This window comes from Pseudomonas rhodesiae (assembly GCF_013285305.1).
Lineage (GTDB): Bacteria > Pseudomonadota > Gammaproteobacteria > Pseudomonadales > Pseudomonadaceae > Aquipseudomonas > Aquipseudomonas rhodesiae.
On the sequence record NZ_CP054205.1, the window covers coordinates 2,415,848 to 2,435,911 of the forward strand.

Genomic DNA, 20,064 nt, shown 5'->3' on the forward strand with positions numbered 1-20,064 from the left:
GGGAATTGCACGGCTAAGGTCCAGTTGGATTCTTGATTTGTGACTGTTGACAATAATAGTCACCAGTCTGAATATAGCGCTCCTGCTCTCTCTATTTAATAAGGGAATCTATGCTCCGGCTCCGACCTTTCCCCATTGCCGCCTGCTTGTTGCCTCTCGTCCTGACGGCGTGTGGTGACTCCTCCAATCTTGACGATCCGCGCACGCAGGCTCCGCTGGTAAGGCCCGGAACGGTTGAGGGTGCCTCAGAGGCGTCACGCTCATTCACAGGGGTAGTGGCGGCCCGCGTGCAGAGCGATCTGGGCTTTCGGGTTTCCGGCAAGATCCTTGAGCGGTTGGTCGAAACCGGCCAGAGCGTTAAACGCGGTCAGCCGCTTATGCGCCTTGACCCTATCGACCTCGGGTTGCAGGCGCGAGCCCAGCAAGAGTCAGTCATCGCCGCCAAAGCCCGAGCCAAGCAGACAGCCGATGACGAGGCGCGATACCGCAGCCTGGTAGCCGCAGGCGCTATTTCTGCATCGGCCTATGACCAGATCAAAGCCTCAGCGGATACCGCAAAGGCGCAGCTTAGCGCCGCTGAAGCGCAGGCTGACGTAGCCCGCAATGCTTCTGGCTACGCAGTGTTATTTGCCGACTCCGACGGTGTCGTGGTGGAGACGCTCGCCGAGCCCGGGCAAGTCGTCAGCCCGGGGCAGCCTGTGGTTCGACTGGCGCGCGCAGGTCAGCGCGAAGCCATCGTGCATCTGCCCGAGACGTTGCGTCCTGCCCCAGGTTCCACTGCGCAAGCGACGCTTTATGGAGATACCGCCAACGCAGTGACTGCGAAGCTGAGGCTGCTTTCCGACTCTGCCGACCAAGCCACGCGCACGTTTGAGGCGCGGTACGTGCTGGCGGGCGCGCTGACCAATGCGCCGATAGGTTCGACGGTTACCCTGCGCATCGCAGAAGGCGCCGCGCAAGCGCAGGCTTTGCGAGTCCCCATCGCGGCCCTTTATGACCCAGGCAAAGGCACAGGCGTGTGGGTGATCGCCGGCTCACCGGCAAAAGTTTCTTGGCGCCCTGTTCAGGTGCTGGGGTTGAGCGACGATGCCGCGCGCGTGGCAGGCGATCTTAAGGTCGGTGAGCAGATCGTAGCGTTAGGCGCCCATCTGTTGCGCGATGGCGAAGAAGTGCGAGTGCCCGGGCAGGATCAAGCCAACGTTGCCGGGAGCCATCCATGAGCGAAGGCCGCTTCAATATTTCAGCGATCGCCGTTCGTGAGCGATCTATCACGGTGTTTCTGATCTTTCTGATCGCGGTGGCAGGCATCCTGGCGTTCTTCAAGCTGGGGCGTGCGGAGGATCCGCCGTTTACGGTCAAGCAACTGACAGTCATTACCGCGTGGCCCGGCGCAACCGCGCAGGAGATGCAGGACCAGGTAGCCGAGCCCCTTGAAAAGCGTTTGCAGGAATTGAAATGGTACGACCGCACGGAAACCTACACGCGGCCGGGTCTTGCTTTCACCATGGTGTCGCTGCTCGACAGCACGCCGCCGTCGCAAGTGCAGGAGGAGTTTTACCAGGCGCGCAAAAAACTCGACGACGAGGCCACCAAGCTACCGGCGGGTGTGATCGGGCCATTGGTCAACGACGAGTATTCGGACGTGACGTTCGCGCTGTTCGCTCTCAAAGCCAAAGGCGAGCCGCAGCGCCTGTTGGTGCGTGATGCGGAGTCGTTGCGTCAGCAACTCTTGCATGTGCCGGGGGTGAAGAAGGTCAATATTATCGGCGAGCAGGCCGAGCGCATTTTTGTGTCTTTCTCCCACGATCGGTTGGCCACTTTGGGCATTGCGCCTCAGGACATCTTTGCCGCGTTGAATGATCAGAACATACTGACGCCGGCCGGTTCGATCGACACCAACGGGCCGCGAGTCTTCCTCCGCCTGGACGGTGCCTTCGATAAGCTGGAGAAGATTCGCGATACACCGATTGTGGCTCAGGGGCGCACGCTCAAGCTTTCCGATGTGGCGACTGTCGAGCGTGGTTATGAAGACCCGGCCACCTTTGTGGTGCGCAATAACGCAGAAGAGGCCCTGCTGCTGGGGGTCATCATGCGTGAAGGTTGGAACGGCCTGGATCTGGGCAAGGCGCTGGACGCCGAGACCCGCAAAATCAATGAGCACATGCCACTGGGCATGACCCTGACCAAGGTCACCGATCAAGCCGTCAACATCGACTCGGCCGTAGGCGAGTTCATGGTCAAGTTTTTTGTCGCGCTGCTGGTGGTGATGCTCGTTTGCTTCCTCAGCATGGGCTGGCGTGTGGGCGTGGTGGTCGCCGCTGCCGTGCCATTGACACTGGCGATCGTGTTTGTGGTGATGGCGGCCACCGGAAAGAACTTCGATCGTATTACCCTCGGGTCATTGATCCTGGCGCTCGGGTTGCTGGTAGATGACGCGATCATTGCTATCGAAATGATGGTGGTGAAAATGGAGGAGGGCTACGACCGCCTCAAGGCCTCGGCGTATGCCTGGAGTCATACGGCCGCGCCGATGCTCTCCGGCACACTGGTAACGGCGGTTGGCTTCATGCCCAACGGTTTTGCCCAGTCCACTGCCGGCGAATACACCAGCAATATGTTCTGGATCGTGGGCATTGCGTTGATTGCGTCCTGGATTGTCGCAGTGGCTTTCACCCCTTACCTGGGCGTGAAGTTGTTGCCAGAGATCAAGCCGGTCGAGGGTGGGCATGCTGCTATCTACAATACTCCCCGCTACAACCGCTTCCGCCGGGTCCTGACACGGGTCATCGCCCTCAAGTGGCTGGTGGCTGGCACGGTTATTACGTTGTTTGTTGTAGCCGTTCTGGGCATGGGGCTGGTGAAGAAGCAGTTCTTCCCGACGTCGGACCGTCCCGAGGTGATGGTCGAGGTGCAAATGCCCTACGGAACCTCCATCGAACAGACCAGTGCCACCGCGGCAAAAGTCGAGGCTTGGCTGCAACAGCAGGAAGAGGCAAAAGTCATCACCGCCTACATTGGCCAGGGCGCGCCGCGCTTCTTCCTGGCGATGGCACCCGAACTGCCGGACCCATCGTTCGCCAAGATTGTGGTGCTCACGGCCAGTCAGGAGGCGCGCGAAACCCTCAAGGTCCGTTTGCGCGAAGCTGTGGCTGCAGGGCTCGCCCCAGAGGCCCGTGTCAGGGCGACGCAAATTGTGTTCGGTCCGTATTCACCTTTCCCTGTCGCCTACCGAGTGATGGGGCCTGACCCGACCAAGCTGCGCGAGATTGCCGGGCGCGTACAAGCGGTCATGCAAGCGAGCCCGTTGATGAGGACGGTCAATAGCGATTGGGGCCCACTGACACCGACCTTGCATTTGCGCTTGGATCAGGATCGCTTGCAGGCGGTAGGGCTGACCTCCAGCGCAGTCGCCCAGCAGTTGCAGTTCTTGCTGACCGGCGTGCCGATCACAGCGGTTCGTGAAGACATTCGTTCAGTGCAGGTGATGGGGCGCGCCGCGGGTGACATCCGCCTGGATCCGGCTCGGATCGAGGGGTTTACATTGGTGGGCGCGGCGGGCCAGCGTATCCCTCTGTCCCAGGTCGCAGAGGTGGATGTGCGTATGGAAGACCCCATTCTCCGGCGCCGTGACCGTACCCCGACGATCACCGTGCGCGGCGATATTGACGAAGGTCTTCAGCCACCTGATGTGTCGGGTGTGATCGTCAAGCAATTACAGCCGATTATCGACACGCTTCCCAACGGCTATCGGATCGAGCAAGCGGGTGCAATCGAGGAGTCGGGCAAGGCCGGCCAGGCGATAGTGCCGTTGCTACCCATCATGATTGCCCTGACGCTGCTGATCATCATCGTTCAGGTACGTTCGATCTCGGCAATGATCATGGTGTTTTTCACCGCACCGTTGGGTCTGATTGGCGTAGTGCCGACCCTGCTGATGTTTCATCAACCGTTTGGTATCAACGCCCTGGTTGGGCTCATCGCGCTGTCGGGCATCCTGATGCGTAACACGCTGATTTTGATTGGGCAGATCCATCACAACGACCAGGAAGGCTTGGATCCATTTCACGCCGTTATCGAAGCCACCGTGCAGCGGGCTCGTCCGGTGCTGCTTACGGCGATGGCGGCGATCCTGGCTTTCATCCCGCTGACCCATTCGGTGTTTTGGGGCACCCTGGCCTACACGCTGATCGGAGGCACGTTAGTCGGCACCGTTATGACGCTGGTATTCCTGCCGGCGATGTACGCCATTTGGTTCAAGATCCGTCCTGACAATGCAGGTCAAACCGAGCCAGCGAATTAAGTAAGCAAACCCAGTGGATGGGGCGCCATCCCGTCCTCTCGTCGTGCACCTCATCGCTGTAGCGTGGGCGGCGACTGAAAAAATGAAGAGGGTTCAATGAGTAATCTCGAAGCTCAAAAGCGAATCGTGGTCACCGGCGTCGGCATTGTCGGGCCTTTGGGGTGCGCAGTAGAGGAAGTCTGGAAGAGATTGCTGGCCGGGCGTTCTGGTATCCGCAACCTGCCTGACGACATTACTGAGGGTACGGGCATCGTAGTAGGCGGCCAGGTGCCGTCTCTCGAAGAGGATGCCACCGCCGGTTACGACCCGGAGCGCATCATCTCGGCCAAGGATCGCAAAAAGATGGATCGCTTCATCGAGTTTGCATTGGTGGCAGCGCACGAAGCGCTGGAACAGGCCGGCTGGCATCCAACAGAGGTCACGGACCAAGAGCGGACGGCCACGGTCATTGCATCGGGCGTGGGTGGCTTCGGCGCGATTGCCGACGCTGTCCGCACCAACGATGCGCGTGGTCCTCGCCGACTGTCGCCATTCACTGCACCGTCCTTTCTCGCCAATATGGCGGCCGGGCACGTCTCCATCCGTCACGGCTTTAAAGGCCCGCTCGGCGCTCCCGTCACGGCCTGCGCCGCAGGGGTACAGGCTATCGGCGACGCGGCCAGAATCATCAGGGCCGGTGAGGCGGATATCGCGATATGCGGCGGTACCGAGGCCGCGATAGACCGTGTGACCCTAGGCTGTTTCGCAGCGGCCCGCGCGCTATCCACGGGGTTTGCCGAGCACCCGCAGGCAGCCTCGCGACCGTTCGATCGTGATCGCGATGGCTTCGTCATGTCCGAAGGTGCCGGTTTATTGGTGATCGAGTCACTGGAGCACGCCCTCAGGCGTGGGGCCAAACCCCTGGCGGAGTTGGTCGGCTATGGCACCAGCGCTGACGCGTATCACCTGACGGCCGGTCCGGAGGACGGCAGCGGCGCACGTCGCGCCATGGAGCAGGCGCTGCGCCAGGCGGCGGTGAGTCCCGCCGACGTTCAGCACATCAACGCGCATGCAACCTCCACCCAGGTCGGCGACAAAGGCGAGTTGGCCGCGATTCGCTCGGTTTTCGGGAGCGGCGCCAGTGTCGCGATCAGTTCGACGAAGTCCGCCACCGGGCATCTGCTTGGCGCAGCCGGAGGCATTGAAGCGGTGTTCACGGTGCTAGCGCTTCGCGACCAAGTGGTGCCACCCACGCTCAACCTCAATCATCCCGATGAGGCAGCCGACGGCCTTGATCTGGTCGCCCTGAACTCGCGACAGTTGCCAATTACCCATGCGCTCTCGAATGGATTCGGATTCGGTGGTGTGAACGCCAGCGTGCTGTTTCGCCGCTGGGCGCCGGAGGCTGAATAATGAACGCGGCGTGACGTGGCGAGGGCTTTGTCCAGTGGGCCGAAGCGATCTGGTCGCCGGGTTTGAGCACCCCGCGGCTTTTTCACGCCGTCATAGCCGCTCAGCACCTGTTCAACGCCAATATCCGGGGGCTTTGCCGTAGCGTTTGAAGGCCAGTGCTTTCAAAACTGCCTTGGGCCCGATGCCATTGAAGGAAATGAGCGGCTAATGACGTTTGCTCAGGACTGCGCCTGATACCGCTCGGCGGCGCGCGCCTGGCGGATATCCGAGAGCAGCCCCTGGCGCGCCTGATCCAGTTGGTCCCAACGGCCTTCGACGTGCAGCGGCGGGATGGTCACTGGCTCGCGGCGGTCGAACCCCAGCAGCGCCGCGTCCACCAGCTCATCCACGTCCATCACTTCCGGCAGTGCGTTGATGTCGATGCCGGCGCGTTCCCAGATTTCGGTGCGGGTGGCGGCGGGCAGAACGGCTTGGATGTACACGCCCTTGGCGGCCAATTCCACGGTCAACCCTTGGGACAGGAACAGGACGAATGCCTTTGTCGCGCCATACACCGACATGCCGAACTCAGGCGCAAAACCCACCACCGAGCCCAGGTTGATGATCGAACCGTTACCGGCCTGCGCAAAGCGCGGTGCCACGGCGGCGGCCAGACGCGTCAGCGCCACCACGTTCAGCGCGATCAATTGGTCGAGCGCCTGGGCACTCTGGTTAACGATGCCACCGGACTGCGCCATGCCTGCGTTATTGATCAGGATGCCGATACGGGCGTCCTCTCGCAGGCGGGTTTCCAGCGCAGCGAGGTCGGCGGCCTGGGTCAAGTCGGCCTGAAACACCTCCACGGCCACGCCGTTTTCCTCGCGCAGTTGTGCAGCCAGTGTTTCCAGGCGCGCGTTGTCGCGCGCCACCAGCACCAGGTCATGGCCACGGCGGGCGAAGCGCTTGGCATAGGTAGCACCGATGCCGGAGGAGGCGCCAGTGATCAGAACAGCGGGGAGCGAAGTCATGGTGAGTATCCTAAGAAATGCCGCGGTGATGGAAAGTGCGCTAATGATTACGACCGAAATCTAAAAAGTCAACGTTTTGATGTTGGTTGACATCAATGTATGCTTGCGGCCTGTACGGATAAGTTTCAGGTGGACGATGAAAGTCTCTAAACAACAGGCCCAGGCCAATCGCGCGCACATCGTGCAAACCGCGTCCGCGCTGTTTCGCGAGCGTGGTTATGACGGTGTGGGCATCGCTGACTTGATGGCAGCGGCAGGGTTTACCCAAGGTGGGTTCTACAAACACTTCGAATCCAAGGCCGACCTGATGGCGCAAGCGTCGGCGTGCGGCCTGGCAGAGTCCGCCGCCCGCACGGCGGGGGCGTCGACCGAAGCATTCGTGAACCTCTACTTGTCGCGTGAACACCGCGATCAGCGCGCTACGGGGTGCACACTGGCGGCGTTATGCAGTGACGCGGCACGCAAGGAAGACGAGGTTCGCGCTGCATTTGCCGCCGGCATCGAGGCCCAACTGAGCGCGATGCACGAGGCAAAAGCCGACGGTGAAGAACAAGACCCGGCGGCGCGTGCCGCCAATCTTGCCTTGATGGCGCAGGTGCTGGGTGGGTTGATCATGTCACGGGCCTGCCCGGATGACTCGGCGCTGGCCGATGAAATCCTGGCGGCGTGTCGTGCAGACATCCAAGGGCGCCAGGACGAGGAGCAATCCTGAGGACCCCGGGCGCGCTGTTACGGCGTGCTGAGCCGTTAGAGACCGGCGTCAGCACACAGGCTTAGAGAAAAACAGGGGAGCGGCGTGGCTCCCCTGTATTGGCGCCTCAACTGCTGCGCCCGCCACCGTGGCTGTGTTCCCCTCCTTTGCGTCCGGCCTGGGAGGCTTTTTCACGGTCGTTGGCAAAGTTGCCACCGCTGTGCTGGCCGCCTTTACTGCCGGCTTCGGCGGCCCGTTGTGGATCGTTCTTGAAGTTCCCTCCACTGTGTTGGCCGCCTTTGCTGCCCGCTTCGTTAACGCTTGTTTGGCCTTTTTTATCCTGAGTGCTCATTGTCATTTACCTCATGGTTATAAAGGTTATGCAGCTTTCATTAGTAAAGTTGCCTTTGGCGCACGCTAATCAGTAAAGCGTGCTGTTCAGTCTTGATGTATAGGCAAGCTTTAGAACGTCACGAAAGTTGCATCTGTATCGCGCCCGTGTGCTGGCGAACTTACGACGTGCGGCCGCCGCCATGGCTGTGCTGTCCGCCTTTGCGGCCAGCTTGGGCGGCTTTTTCGCGGTCGTTGGCAAAGTTGCCGCCCGACGCCTGGCCGCCTTTACGCCCGGCCTCGGATGCGCGTTCATGATCATTGGCGAAGTTGCCAGGGTTTTTATTACTGGTAGGCATGATGCATCTCCACTATTTAATCAAGTTTGGTTATATGAGTGCCCATTGCAACAACGGGCATTAACTCCGATAACGGCACTGACGGGAATGTTTGAAGAATTTTTGAAAATGGCGATGAGCGGTAGTTGCTCGGAATAACTTGTACAAAATGATCTTTTTAACGCCGCTTCGTATAAGTTTTAATGTGTCGGTGTGGTCTTTGATATTGAACTGATAGCTGTTATGCCGCTTCGCTTAGTTGCCGCTTCGCTTGCATATAGAGTGAACCTCTACACTCGGTGCAGGGCCTAAACGTGCATCACTGAATAGGAGGTGCCGTATGCAAACCACTTACTTCTGGGCAGGCGTGGCCGTCATTCTGGTATTGCTCGACCTCTGGATCATCAACAGCGTCTGGCGCAGCAGCAAAATCTCGCGCACTAAGCTGGGATGGACCGCATTGGTGATCCTGCTGCCGTTTGTCGGCGCGGTTATCTGGAGCATTGCCGGTCCGCGGGGTGTGACCAAGGGGCCGTCGTCACCCGAACACAGCAAAGGTTGATAACGACATGGAGAGCGGAGAGCCTCAGGGCGAACTGTGCAGTCGCCGTGACCCGGTGCGCGAAGACATGACTCTTCAGCGCAAGGTCTGGCGCTTCGAACGTTGGGGCTGGTACGGGTTGCTGCTGTTGGTGGCGTTGACCTTGGGCGGCCTGTTTTCAAAAGGGCCGCTCAGTGAGGCCCAGGTGCACAGTGCCGATGGTCAGGTGCGCGTGGAGTATCAACGCTTCCTGCGTAACGGTGCATCCGACACGCTGGTGATCCACTTACGCGGCCAACCCAACACTGCGCTTGAGGCGCGCATCGAAGGCGAGTTGCTCCAAGGGTTCAACATCGAGATGCTGCAACCTCAACCGCTCAAGGCCAGCACGGCGGGTCAGGGGGTCAAGCTGTGGGTACTCAGCGACGCAGATGGCCAGGCAGTTTTGCGTCTGAATCTGCGCAGTGACGGCGTAGGCCGTTTCGACACTCAAGTGGCGCTGGGTGCAGGGGCGGCGCTGCAATTTTCTCAGTTCATTTATCCCTAGGGGGTACACATGGATTCAGTGTTGCGCGCCGCCGCCATTTACCTGGTGCTGATGGTGCTGTTCAAAATTGCCGGTCGGCGCTCCCTGGCCGAACTCACCACCTTCGATCTGGTGCTGCTGATGGTCATCGGCGAGGCTACCCAGCAAGCCTTGTTGGGCGATGACTTTTCCCTGACCAATGCGGTGCTGGTGATTGCGACACTGATCGCCATCGACATCGGGTTGTCCCTGATCAAACAACGGTTCACCTGGTTGGCCCGGGTACTCGATGGCGGGCCAACGGTGCTGGTGGAGCATGGCCGTTTGCTGCCCGAACGCCTCAAGCGTGCTCGGCTGGATGCCGAGGATGTATTGGAGGCCGCGCGCTCTGCCCAGGGCATCGTCGAACTGAGGCAGATCCGCTTCGCCATTCTTGAACGCAACGGCAAGATCTCCGTGATTCCTTATGAGTGACGCCGTCTAGCTCTATCAGCGCACGCAGTGTGCGGGCCGAAGACTTTTGCAAGGAGGAAAGACCATGTCCATCGCCGCAGCCACCATTGACTGCCTGAAACAACACCGCTTGCTGCTCACCACCGCCGAGTCGTGCACGGCCGGCAAGATCATTACGTTGCTGTCCCAAGTCGAGGGCAGTGGTGCATGTATCGAGTGCGGGTACGTGGTGTATTCCGAGGAGGCCAAGCAACGCTTATTGGGCGTCAGTGCCTACACCATCAAGACGTTCAACCTCACCAGCTGCGAAGTGGCCCGCGAAATGGCCCAGGGCGCCTTACGCGACAGCCCTGCCCAGGTGGCTGTTGCCACTACCGGCCTGCTGGGGCCTGACAGCATCGACGGCATTCCACCGGGCACCGTGTGCTTTGCCTGGGCTTATCACCTCAACGGCGCGGTCAAGGTATTCAGCCGCAAGGAACGCTTCATCGGTTCGCGCGAACAGGTGCAGGTGCTCGCCGCTGAATACGCGTTGAAAGGCGTGGTGCGTTTTCTGGATGAGGCAGTTGGCCCTTAGGCGCGGCAGTGCTGCGGCCTTGGCGGGCAAGCTTTGCATCTGCAGAGCTTGCCCGCTCGTTGGTGTGACGCCGCAGTTCAGCGCATCTGCAAGATGATCGGCGTGCTGCTCGCCGGATCGGTGTGCTCGCGCAGTTTGCCCACGTCCTTGGCCTCGACCGCGCTGCCGTGGTTGCCCCAGGTGCTGCGCACGTAGGTCAGCACTTCGGCGATGTCCTGGTCGGACAGTTGCTCGCGGAAGGCCGGCATGCGATAGGCGTCCGGAACGCCGGCGGCTACTACGCGCTGGGCGCCGTTGAGGGTGATGTTGATGGCCGAGGCGGTTTCTGTGGCCAGGGCCGAAGTGGCGCCCGCCAGTGGCGGCATCCAGTCGGGCTGGCCTTTGCCGTCCAGGCCATGGCAGGAAGCGCAGCGGGTGGCGTAGGTGTGGGCGCCGGGGGCGTCCGCGCGAGCGTTGGCGGCCACGGCCTGATAGGCCCAGGGTGCGCCGTCGCGCTGTGGGTCGCCAGGCAGTGACTTGAGGTAGCGGGCGATGGCCGCCAAGTCGTCGTCGCTCATGAACTGAGTCGAGTTGTTGAACGCTTCAGTCATCGAACCGTACACCACCGCGTGCTGGTTGCGACCCGTCTTGAGGAACTGCACGATCTGCGCCTCGCTCCAGCGGCCCAGACCGGTGTTAGGGTCCTGGCGCAGGCTGGGGGCGTACCAGCCGTCGAGCAGGGCGCCGGCGAGGAACGGCTTACCGGCTTCGTCCAGCGCTTTCTCATTGAAAGCCAGGCCACGCGGAGTGTGGCAACTGCCGCAATGGCCGGGGCCCTGGACGATGTAGGCGCCACGGTTCCACAAAGCATCCTGGGCTGGTTTGGCCGCATAGGGGGTGTTTGGCGCGAACAGCCCGTTCCACAGCGCAATCGGCCAGCGCATGTTCAGCGGCCAGGGGATGTCGCTGGGGAGGTTGGCCTGGTTGGCCGGTTGTACGCCCTTCATAAAGAAGGCGTACAGCGACCGCACATCATCGTCACTGAGCTTGGCATAGGAGGGGTAGGGCATGGCCGGGTACAGCCGCCGCCCGCCCGGCGCTACGCCGTGGCGCACGGCGCGGTCGAAGTCGGCGAGGCTGTAACGGCCGATGCCGTGGGTAGGGTCCGGGGTCACGTTGGTGGCGTGGATATTACCCAGCGGCGTGGCCATTTCCAGGCCGCCGGCGAACGGTGCCTTGCCGGGCAGGCTGTGGCAGGCCACGCAGTCGCTCAGGCGCGCGACGTACTCGCCACGGCTGACCAGGGCAGGGTCAAATGCGGCGGCTGGCGCCTGCTCGAACGCGGTAACAGGTTGGCGGGTGACATACCACCCCAGCGCGCCGGCGGCGACCAGGCAGGGCACGGCCAACCAGCCGAGGGTTCTTGCGAATCGGTTATTCATGGGCGGTCTCGGTCGGTCAGCTGAAAGTGTGTCGGCTCAATGGCAGGCTGCGCACGCGCTGGCCAGTCAGTTGCGCCACGGCATTGACCACCGCTGGCGCCACGGCCGGCAGGGGTGGTTCGCCGATGCCGCCCATTTTTTCGCCGCTTTCCACGATCTTCACATGCACCTGGGCCATCCGCGAAGGTGGCAGGATCGGGTAAAGGTCGTAATTGCGCGCCCGTGGCTTGCCGTCCACATACACCGCTTCTTCCAGTAAGGTTTGCGACAGGCCCAGGGCCACGGCGCCGTTGACCTGCGCCTCGACGATGGCCGGGTTGACGATGCTGCCCGGATCGATGGCTTCCCAGATGTGATGCACCTTGACCTGGCCTTTGTCGATCGACACCTCGGCGATCACCGCCGCATGGGAGCCGAACGGCGAAGCCATGGCCACACCCCGCGCGCGGCGGGTGCCGTCTTCGGCGGTGTAGGGGCCGCGCTTCCAGCCGCCGGACAACTCGGCCACCGCCTTGAGCAGCGTGGTCAGGCGCGGATTGTCACGCAGCAGGTGCAGGCGCAGGTCGTACGGATCGCGGCCACCTTTGTCGGCTAGCTCGTCGAGGAACGCTTCGTAGAAGAAGTCGTTGAGGGAGTTGCCCACCGAACGCCAGTAGCCGAGCATGGCCGGGCCTTTGACGTAGATCTGCGCGATGCGCTTGTTGGGGATCGCATAACTCTTGCCCGACAGCCCTTCGAGCGCCGTGGGGTCGAGTTTGTCCCCCTGTTTGCCGGCAATGGCTTCAGTAGGGCCTTCAGTGGCACTTACCGCTTCGATGGCCACGGGCAGGCCGTCGGCGTCCAGCGCGGCACGGAACTTGACCACCGCCACCGGGCGCAAGACATCGCGCAGGAATTCTTCCTCACGGCTCCAGATCAACTTGACCGGGCGACCCACCGCCTTGGCCAGCGCGATGGCCTGGGGGTAGGGGCTGGCCGAGTCATACAGGAAGTGCCGACCGAAGAAACCGCCCAACAGCGGCGAATGCAGATGAATGCGCTCGGGCGCCAGGCCGGTGCGCTTGGCAATGTCAGCGCGGAACATGTCCGGCGCCTGGTTGGGCAGCCAGATATCCAGCGAACCGTCCGGGTTGAAGCGCGCCAGTGCCGACGGCGGCTCCAGTTGTGCGTGGTTGACATATTGGTTGTGGTAGGTCGCTTCGACCTTGGTTTTGGCGCTGGACAGCGCGCCGGCCACATCGCCTTCGTTTTCATCGTCACGGGCCGGGCCTTGCTGGGCCGCGAGGAAGTCACGGTAAGCGTCGCTGGAAAAATCCGCCGGCATCGCTCGCACCGTTGAGTCGGCAGTCGGTTCCTGCCAGTCCACTTGGATCGCTTCCACCGCGCGCTTGGCATGCCACCAACGCTCGGCCACCACCGCCACCGCGCCGGGTAATTGATGCACGGAATGCACGCCCTTCATGGCCTCGACCTGCGCCTGGTTGCGCAGGCCGCCGACCGTCATGCCCAGGCGCGGCGCGTGCTGCACGGCGGCATGGAGCATACCGTCGACTTTCAGGTCGATGCTGTACTGGGCCTTGCCGGTGGACTTGTCATAGGCGTCCACGCGTTTGACCGGTTTGCCGATCCAGCGGAATTGGCTGGGGTCGCGCAGGGTGACGCTGGCCGGGTCGGGCACCGGCATGTCCAGGGCGCGGCCGGCCAACTCGCCGTAGCCCAGCGAGCGGCCGGACGCGGCATGCACCACGCGGCCTGGCTGGGTGGTCAACTGTGCCACCGGCACGCCGAGCTGTTCGGCGCCGGCCTGCAGCAACATGGCGCGGGCGAGGGCGCCGAGGCGGCGCATAGTCGGGTAGCTCATGCGCACCGACATGCTGCCGCCGGTGATGCGCATGCCGTTTTCCATCACCACATAGGCGTCGCCGGGTGGCGCGGCTTCGACGATGAACGTGGCGGGGTCGGCGTCCAGCTCTTCGCCGACGATTTGCGCCATGGCGGTATGGGTGCCTTGGCCGCCTTCCATGAACGGGCTGAGCAGGCGCACGCTGCCGTCGGGGCGAATCTCCAGAAACGCCGGCACCTGGGTGCCGCGCTCGGCGCTTGCGCCGGCAGCGGCCTGGGCTCTGGACGCGCCCAGCGGCAGGCCGAAACCAATGACCAGCGCGCCGACGGCGGTACTGGCCAGAAAACGCCGGCGGGACAGGTTGATCGGTTCGCCGAGGGGCAGGCCGGGGATCAGTTCAGGCGTGTTCATCAGGCGTGCTCCTTCCCGGTGGCCAGGTCCTGCACGGCGGCGTGAATGGCGTTATAGGTGCCGCAGCGGCACAGGTTGACCATCGCCGCATCGATCTGCTCCACCGTGGGCGCCGGGGTGTGCTTGAGCAGCGCCGTGGCGGCCATCACCTGCCCGGACTGGCAGTAACCGCACTGCGCCACTTGATGCTCGACCCAGGCGCTGACCACGCGTTTACCGACCTCATCGGCTTCGATCGCTTCGATGGTAGTGACCTCACGGCCCACTACCCCGGCCACCGGCGTCACGCACGCACGCACCACGTTGCCGTCCACCAGCACCGAGCAGGCGCCACATTGAGCCAGACCGCAGCCGTACTTGGTGCCGGTCAGCCCCAAGTCATCGCGGATCACCCACAGCAACGGCGTGTCGGCGTCGGCATCGACCTGGTAGGTCTTCTGGTTGATTCGTAGCTCCATGGCTGGCTCACCTGCTGATCTTCGGTTAGGGGTACGGTTTTTCTTATAGGGAGGGCGATAGAGCGCCCATCGTCGAACTCTAGTCGACTGCGCAAGGGCTATCTATCCGAGCACCTGAAAGTTCGGAGGATCAGGCAAGTATTCGAGAGGATTGGATGACTGTCGGCAGTCGGTGTGTTCGTGCAGGTAGCCTCGCGTTCAGGCCCAACCCTCGCGCACGGCGTTGCGGATGCCCTCCAGCAGCATTGCGAATGCCGGGTTGTCGTTGTCTTCGCGCCAGATCAGGTGCAGCTCGCTTTGCGCCCCTTCGCCTAGATCAATGTCGCGGAACACTACGTTTTTGAACACCACGCTGCTGGCGCAACGCGGTACCAGGGCCAGGCCCATGCCGGCATTGACCAAGGCCAGGATGGTCAGTGAGGAGCCCAGCCATTGCACGTAGTCCGGCGCGACGCGCGCCGAGCGCAGCAGGCCGGTAAGCAGTTCGTTGAACGGCGGGTAAGCGGCGTGGGCGTACATCAGGAAAGGTTGCGCATCCAGGTCGTGGACGCTGACCGACTCGGCATGGGCCAGGCGATGCGCGCTCGGCACCGCCAGCACAAAGGGCTCGCGCACCAGGCATTCGGTGGCGTAGCCCGGTTCCAGCAACGGCGCGCGCACGATGCCCAGGTCGATGCGCCTCGCGCGCAGGGCTTCGTATTGCTGATAGGTGTTCATCTCCGACAGGTCGATTTTGACCTGGGGCTGCTTGAGCCGCGCTTCGGCAATCACCTTGGGCAGAAACTCATACACCGCGCTGCCGACGAAGCTGATATTGACCGTACCAATGTCGCCTTCGGCAAAGCGTCGCGCGGTGATTGCCGCTTGTTGGGCGCGTTCGAGCAGGTTCTGCGCTTCGATGAAAAACGCCCGGCCGGCGGCGGTGAGGGTGACGCTGCGAGTAGTCCGCGCAAACAACGCCACGCCCAAATGATGCTCAAGCAATTGGATCTGCCGGCTCAGCGGCGGTTGGGTCATGTTCAGGCGTTCGGCGGCGCGTCGGAAATTCAGCTCGGTGGCCACCGTGGTAAAGCAGCGCAGTTGCGTCAATTCGAACATTGATCTAATCCCGGTATCAATCCCATCCCAAGTTAGATTAGACGGGAACAATGGCCGGCGTCCATGATCGATGCGTCCCTACAAAAACAATCATCGGGAGTCGCTCTTGGATACCTTCCACAATCCGCCGGACCCCGCCGTGCTTGCCCGCGCGGCCGCCAAGGTCAAGCGCCATGTGCTGCCGCTGTTCGTGGTGATGTTTATCGTCAACTACATCGACCGGGTCAACATCGGCTTTGTGCGCAGCCACATGGAGACCGACCTGGGAATTGGCGCAGCGGCCTACGGTCTGGGTGCCGGGTTGTTTTTCATTGGGTACGCGATTTTCGAAGTGCCCTCCAATCTGTTGTTGCAACGCTACGGCGCGCGGGCCTGGCTGACGCGCATCATGTTCACCTGGGGCGCGGCCGCGATGGCCATGGCCTTTGTGCAGGGCGAGACGAGTTTCTACGTGCTGCGCTTTATTCTCGGCGCCGCCGAAGCGGGGTTTTTCCCCGGCATCATTTATTACTTCACCCAGTGGCTGCCGGCCGCCGAGCGTGGCAAGGCCATGGCGGTATTTTTGAGCGGCTCGGCCATCGCCTCGGTGATTTCCGGGCCGGTGTCGGGTGCGCTGTTGAACGTGAGCGGCCTGAGCCTGCACGGCTGGCAGTGGATGTTCCTGATCGAGGGGTTTGCCTCCATCGTGCTCTGCGGGTTTGTGTGGTGTTGGCTGCAGTCCCATCCCCGCGAGGCGACCTGGCTCAGCGCGCAAGAAAAATACGCATTGGTCAGCGCCATCGACCATGAGCAGCAGGCCCGTGAAGCCGCCCAGGTCAGCCGCCCGTCGATGTTCAAGCTGTTGGCCGACAAACAGATCGCGCTGTTTTGTTTTATCTACTTCTCGATTGCCCTGACCATCTACGGCGCCACATTTTGGCTACCGAGCATGATCAAGAAAATGGGCAACCTGGGGGACTTCCAGGTGGGCCTGTTCAATTCAATTCCGTGGGTGATTTCCATCGTCGCGATGTACGGCTTTGCCTCCCTGGCCAGCAAGTGGAAGCACCAGCAGGCTTGGGTCGCACTGATGCTGGTGATCGCGGCGCTGGGCATGTTTATGTCGACCGTTGGCGGGCCGGTGTTCGCCTTTGTTGCGATCTGTTTTGCGGCGATTGGATTCAAAGCCGCCTCGGCGCTGTTTTGGCCCATCCCCCAGGGTTATCTGGATGCGCGGATCGCGGCAGCAGTGATCGCCTTGATCAATTCGGTGGGCAACCTCGGAGGTTTTGTTGCGCCCACCACCTTCGGCCTGCTTGAGCAGACCACTGGTTCCATCGAGGGCGGGCTGTATGGCCTGGCAGCGACCTCGCTGGTGGCGGCGGTGCTGGTGTTTTTTGCCCGTACCGCGCCGCACGGCGGTATGCCGCCCACGTCCGCCCATCATCACGCCTTGCGTCCAGGCCCACAGGGAGCCGCCTCTTGAAAATCGTCCGCGTCACCGTCACCCCGATTGCTTTTCGCGATCCGCCGTTGCTTAACGCCAGCGGTATCCATGAACCCTTTGCCCTGCGCTCGATCATCGAAGTGGAGAGTGACACCGGCTATATCGGCCTTGGCGAAAGCTACGGCGATGCCCCGGCGCTGGCGATCCAGCAACGGGTGCAACCGCAGTTGATCGGGCTCGATCCGTTCAACCTCAACGGCCTGCGCGCCATCGTCCAGGCCACCGTGGCCGCCCATGCACCCACAAGCCTGCCAGGAGCCGAACTGGCACCGGGTTCCCACGCCAGCAAAGCCGTGAGCAATGCTTATTCGGCGTTCGAAGTGGCCTTACTCGACTTGCAAGCCCATGCCTTGAATGTGCCACTGGTGGACCTGCTGGGTGGGGCGATCCGCGAACGCATCCCTTTCAGTGCCTATCTGTTTTTCAAATACGCCGAGCATGTCGATTCGCCCTACGCACCCGACCACTGGGGCGAGGCGCTTAATGAGCAGCAGATCGTCGCCCAGGCCCGGCACATGATCGACAGCTACGGTTTCAAAAGCATCAAACTCAAGGCCGGTGCACTGGCCCCCGAGCATGAAGTGGCGTGTATCAAGGCGCTGAAAAAAGCCTTCCCAGGCGTGCCGCTGCGCATCGACCCGAATGGCAACTGGTCCCTCGACACGGCAATCCGCATGGCCGAGTTGCTGGGCGACGACCTGCAGTATTACGAAGATCCGACCCCCGGCCTCGATGGCATGGCCGACCTGCACAAACGCACCGGGTTGGCGTTGGCGACCAACATGGTGGTCACCGACTTTGATGAGTTTCGCCGCAGCGTGGCGCAAAACAGTGTGCAGATCGTGCTTGCGGACCACCATTACTGGGGCGGCCTGCGTGACACCCAGGTGCTCGCCAGGATGTGCCAGACCTTCGGCCTGGGCGTGTCGATGCACTCCAACTCGCACCTGGGCATCAGCCTGATGGCGATGGCCCATGTGGCGGCTTCGGTGCCCAATCTTGACTACGCCTGCGACACCCACTACCCCTGGCAAGAGCCGGACGAGGAGGTGATCAAGGGCGGCAAAGTGCCGATCGTCGACGGTTGTGTGCAGCTCACCCGCGCCCCCGGCCTGGGTCTTGAGCTGGACCATGACCAGTTGGGCAAGCTGCATGATCAGTACCTGAGCTGCGGTATCCGCCAGCGCGATGACGTGAAACAGATGCAGCGGTATCAGCCGGATTGGAAAGCCGTCAAACCCCGTTATTGAAGCTGGTCGCTTCGTTTGCCCGACCGCGCAGTCATGTGCCGTCGGGTTTTTTTTGCTCCGCGGTTTTGGGCGGACGCGGGTCGGCACGTTCCTGCTCCATGGTGCGGCGAATGCGCATCAGGTCCTGATATGCCTCGGTGCGCTTAGCGTCGGCCGCTTGCTTGGCCTCGGTAAAGCGCAACCACGCGGCGGCATCCGCCAGGCTGGTGCCGATAATGTCGTAGGCCGCCTGCTCCAGGCGGTCGGCTTCGAAAAACAGTTCGGTGTTTCTCGCCAGTTGTGCATCCCAATCGGATGGTTGCGACGCTTGACGCTTGTTTGCTGCCATGGCGCTTACCTCCAGGTCGTCCTTCAGTATTGAGGGAGTGGGGTGCGTGAACGTTCAAATTAGTATCTTCCGAAAGGGAGCGACGAGGTGGATTTGACGGGTTGTACATAAAAGTCCAGTATGGATTTATAAGTACAAAAGCAACGCTGCATTTTTTCTTCACTCTTGCCAAAACCCACAACAACTTGCGAGATACCTCCATGAAGAAACGCGCCCTGATCCCCGCCCTGGCCCTCAGCCTGTTTGCGTCCAGCCATGTGCTGGCCGCCGAGAAGACCCTGCGTATTGGCATCGAAGCGGCATATCCGCCGTTTGCCTCCAAGACCGAGGAGGGCAAGATCGTCGGCTTCGACTACGACATCGGCAATGCCCTGTGTGCGCAGATGAAGGTCAAGTGTGTGTGGGTCGAAGGCGAGTTCGATGGCCTGATTCCTTCCCTCAAAGTGAAGAAAATCGACATGGCCTTGTCGTCCATGACCATTAACGAAGACCGTAAGAAGTCGGTGGATTTCACCCACAAGTACTACTTCACTTCATCGCGCCTGGTGATGAAGGACGGCGCGGTGGTGGATGACCAGTACGCCAGCCTCAAGGGCAAGACCGTCGGCGTGCAGCGCGCCACCACCACCGACCGTTACGCCACCGAGGTGTTCGAGCCCAAGGGCATCAACGTCAAGCGTTACAGCAATAACGAAGAAATCTACATGGACCTGGCGGCGGGGCGCCTGGATGCGATCTTTGCCGACACCATCCCATTGAACGACTTCCTGCAGATGCCGCGGGGCAAGGGCTACGCCTTTGTCGGCCCGGAACTCAAAGACCCGAAATACGTGGGTGAAGGCGCGGGAATCGCGGTGCGTAAGGGCAATACCGCGTTGGTCAGCGAACTCAACAGTGCCATCGACGGGATTCGCGCCAGTGGCGAGTATCAGAAAATCTCGCAGCAGTACTTCAAGTCGGATATCTACGGCGACTGAAAGACCGCCATCGGGGGCAAGCCCCCTCCCACAGGGAATGGCTGATGCCCCAAGTGTGGGAGAGGGCCTCCTCCCAAAGGCAATTCCCCTTCCACAGCGTATGGCTGATGCCCGGTGCTCCAAGTGTGGGAGAGGGCAAGCCTCCTCTCACAGGCAATTCCTCCTTCCACAGGGTATGGCTGATGCCCGGTGCTCCAAGTGTGGGAGAGGGCAGGCCTCCTCCTACAGGCAATTCCCTGTTCCACGGGGTATGGCTGGTGCCTGGTGCTCCAAGTGTGGGAGAGGGCCTCCTCCCAAAGGCAATTCCCCTTCCACAGCGTATGGCTGATGCCCAGTGCTCCAAGTGTGGGAGAGGGCAAGCCTCCTCTCACAGGCAATTCCCCTTTCACAGGGTATGACTGATGCCCGGTGCTCCAAGTGTGGGATAGGGCAGGCCTCCTCCTACAGGCAATTCCCTGTTCCACAGGGTATGGCTGGTGCCCAGTGCTCCAAGTGTGGGAGAGGGCAGGCCTCCTCCTACAGGCAATTCCCTGTTCCACGGGGTATGGCTGGTGCCCGGTGCTCCAAGTGTGGGAGAGGGCAGGCCTCCTCCTACAGGCAATTCTCTGTTCCACGGGGTATGGCTGGTGCCTGGTGC

The 20,064-nt window shown here is 61.7% G+C and carries 17 protein-coding genes and 2 pseudogenes; 11 read left to right on the top strand and 8 right to left on the bottom strand.

Annotated features, from left to right (window positions below):
* The first annotated feature begins 110 nt into the window (after positions 1 to 110).
* From HRH33_RS11080 to fabF, 3 genes are all read left to right on the top strand, one after another.
* Positions 111 to 1,220, top strand: coding sequence for an efflux RND transporter periplasmic adaptor subunit (locus HRH33_RS11080; RefSeq protein WP_034112946.1), 1,110 nt, complete (start codon positions 111 to 113; stop codon positions 1,218 to 1,220).
* A complete protein-coding gene (locus HRH33_RS11085; RefSeq protein ID WP_167417415.1) occupies positions 1,217 to 4,300 on the top strand; it encodes an efflux RND transporter permease subunit in 3,084 nt (1,027 codons plus the stop codon). The genes HRH33_RS11080 and HRH33_RS11085 overlap by 4 nt, the downstream gene beginning before the upstream one ends.
* Positions 4,301 to 4,396: 96 nt before the next feature.
* Positions 4,397 to 5,692, top strand: coding sequence for a beta-ketoacyl-ACP synthase II (gene fabF, locus HRH33_RS11090; protein WP_167417416.1), 1,296 nt, complete (start codon positions 4,397 to 4,399; stop codon positions 5,690 to 5,692).
* Between the two features lie 218 nt (positions 5,693 to 5,910).
* Here the strand turns inward: fabF and HRH33_RS11095 are convergent, their stop codons facing one another.
* On the bottom strand, positions 5,911 to 6,699 hold the full coding sequence (locus HRH33_RS11095; protein ID WP_167417417.1) for an SDR family NAD(P)-dependent oxidoreductase: 789 nt from the start codon (positions 6,697 to 6,699) through the stop codon (positions 5,911 to 5,913).
* 136 nt (positions 6,700 to 6,835) lie between these two features.
* Between HRH33_RS11095 and HRH33_RS11100 the strand changes: the two genes are divergently transcribed.
* A complete protein-coding gene (locus HRH33_RS11100; protein ID WP_167417418.1) occupies positions 6,836 to 7,411 on the top strand; it encodes a TetR family transcriptional regulator in 576 nt (191 codons plus the stop codon).
* 106 nt (positions 7,412 to 7,517) lie between these two features.
* Here the strand turns inward: HRH33_RS11100 and HRH33_RS11105 are convergent.
* Positions 7,518 to 7,703 (bottom strand): annotated as a pseudogene (locus tag HRH33_RS11105) (con-10 family general stress protein); the annotation flags it as partial.
* Positions 7,704 to 7,902: 199 nt separating this feature from the next.
* A pseudogene (locus HRH33_RS11110) lies at positions 7,903 to 8,055 on the bottom strand (con-10 family general stress protein); the annotation flags it as partial.
* A 343-nt stretch (positions 8,056 to 8,398) separates the two neighbouring features.
* Between HRH33_RS11110 and HRH33_RS11115 the strand changes: the two are divergent.
* From HRH33_RS11115 to HRH33_RS11130, 4 genes are all read left to right on the top strand, one after another.
* Positions 8,399 to 8,620, top strand: a complete 222-nt coding sequence (locus HRH33_RS11115) for a PLDc N-terminal domain-containing protein (protein ID WP_034137779.1) — start codon at positions 8,399 to 8,401, stop codon at positions 8,618 to 8,620.
* Positions 8,621 to 8,627: 7 nt separating this feature from the next.
* Positions 8,628 to 9,146 (top strand): hypothetical protein, encoded by a 519-nt coding sequence (locus HRH33_RS11120; RefSeq protein ID WP_167417419.1) that lies wholly within the window; start codon positions 8,628 to 8,630, stop codon positions 9,144 to 9,146.
* Positions 9,147 to 9,155: 9 nt separating this feature from the next.
* Positions 9,156 to 9,599 (top strand): DUF421 domain-containing protein, encoded by a 444-nt coding sequence (locus tag HRH33_RS11125; RefSeq protein ID WP_034097307.1) that lies wholly within the window; start codon positions 9,156 to 9,158, stop codon positions 9,597 to 9,599.
* Positions 9,600 to 9,663: 64 nt separating this feature from the next.
* Positions 9,664 to 10,155, top strand: a complete 492-nt coding sequence (locus HRH33_RS11130; protein WP_167417420.1) for a CinA family protein — start codon at positions 9,664 to 9,666, stop codon at positions 10,153 to 10,155.
* 77 nt (positions 10,156 to 10,232) lie between these two features.
* Here the strand turns inward: HRH33_RS11130 and HRH33_RS11135 are convergent, their stop codons facing one another.
* The 4 genes from HRH33_RS11135 to HRH33_RS11150 all read right to left on the bottom strand — a co-directional run bounded on the left by HRH33_RS11135 (position 10,233) and on the right by HRH33_RS11150 (position 15,386).
* Positions 10,233 to 11,576 carry a c-type cytochrome gene (locus HRH33_RS11135; protein WP_167417421.1) on the bottom strand — a complete coding sequence of 448 codons (1,344 nt, stop codon included), beginning with the start codon at positions 11,574 to 11,576 and terminating at the stop codon, positions 10,233 to 10,235.
* Between the two features lie 16 nt (positions 11,577 to 11,592).
* On the bottom strand, positions 11,593 to 13,830 hold the full coding sequence (locus HRH33_RS11140; RefSeq protein WP_099312864.1) for a xanthine dehydrogenase family protein molybdopterin-binding subunit: 2,238 nt from the start codon (positions 13,828 to 13,830) through the stop codon (positions 11,593 to 11,595).
* The gene (locus HRH33_RS11145) at positions 13,830 to 14,288 is read right to left on the bottom strand and encodes a (2Fe-2S)-binding protein (RefSeq protein ID WP_034112956.1); all 459 of its coding nucleotides are present in this window, start codon (positions 14,286 to 14,288) and stop codon (positions 13,830 to 13,832) included. The genes HRH33_RS11140 and HRH33_RS11145 overlap by 1 nt, the downstream gene beginning before the upstream one ends.
* Before the next feature lie 198 nt (positions 14,289 to 14,486).
* Positions 14,487 to 15,386 (bottom strand): LysR family transcriptional regulator, encoded by a 900-nt coding sequence (locus tag HRH33_RS11150; protein WP_040267922.1) that lies wholly within the window; start codon positions 15,384 to 15,386, stop codon positions 14,487 to 14,489.
* Between the two features lie 70 nt (positions 15,387 to 15,456).
* Between HRH33_RS11150 and HRH33_RS11155 the strand changes: the two genes are divergently transcribed.
* Both HRH33_RS11155 and HRH33_RS11160 read left to right on the top strand, forming a co-directional pair.
* On the top strand, positions 15,457 to 16,851 hold the full coding sequence (locus HRH33_RS11155) for an MFS transporter (RefSeq protein WP_425326815.1): 1,395 nt from the start codon (positions 15,457 to 15,459) through the stop codon (positions 16,849 to 16,851).
* On the top strand, positions 16,848 to 18,122 hold the full coding sequence (locus HRH33_RS11160; protein WP_040267923.1) for a glucarate dehydratase family protein: 1,275 nt from the start codon (positions 16,848 to 16,850) through the stop codon (positions 18,120 to 18,122). Before HRH33_RS11155 ends, HRH33_RS11160 begins: the two co-directional genes overlap by 4 nt.
* A 31-nt stretch (positions 18,123 to 18,153) precedes the next feature.
* Here the strand turns inward: HRH33_RS11160 and HRH33_RS11165 are convergent, their stop codons facing one another.
* Complete coding sequence (locus tag HRH33_RS11165; RefSeq protein WP_167417423.1) at positions 18,154 to 18,450, bottom strand: hypothetical protein; 297 nt, start codon at positions 18,448 to 18,450, stop codon at positions 18,154 to 18,156.
* Between the two features lie 200 nt (positions 18,451 to 18,650).
* On the opposite strand from HRH33_RS11165, the gene HRH33_RS11170 reads away from it, so the two are divergent.
* Positions 18,651 to 19,427, top strand: coding sequence for an ABC transporter substrate-binding protein (locus HRH33_RS11170; RefSeq protein WP_167417424.1), 777 nt, complete (start codon positions 18,651 to 18,653; stop codon positions 19,425 to 19,427).
* Positions 19,428 to 20,064 lie beyond the last annotated feature (637 nt).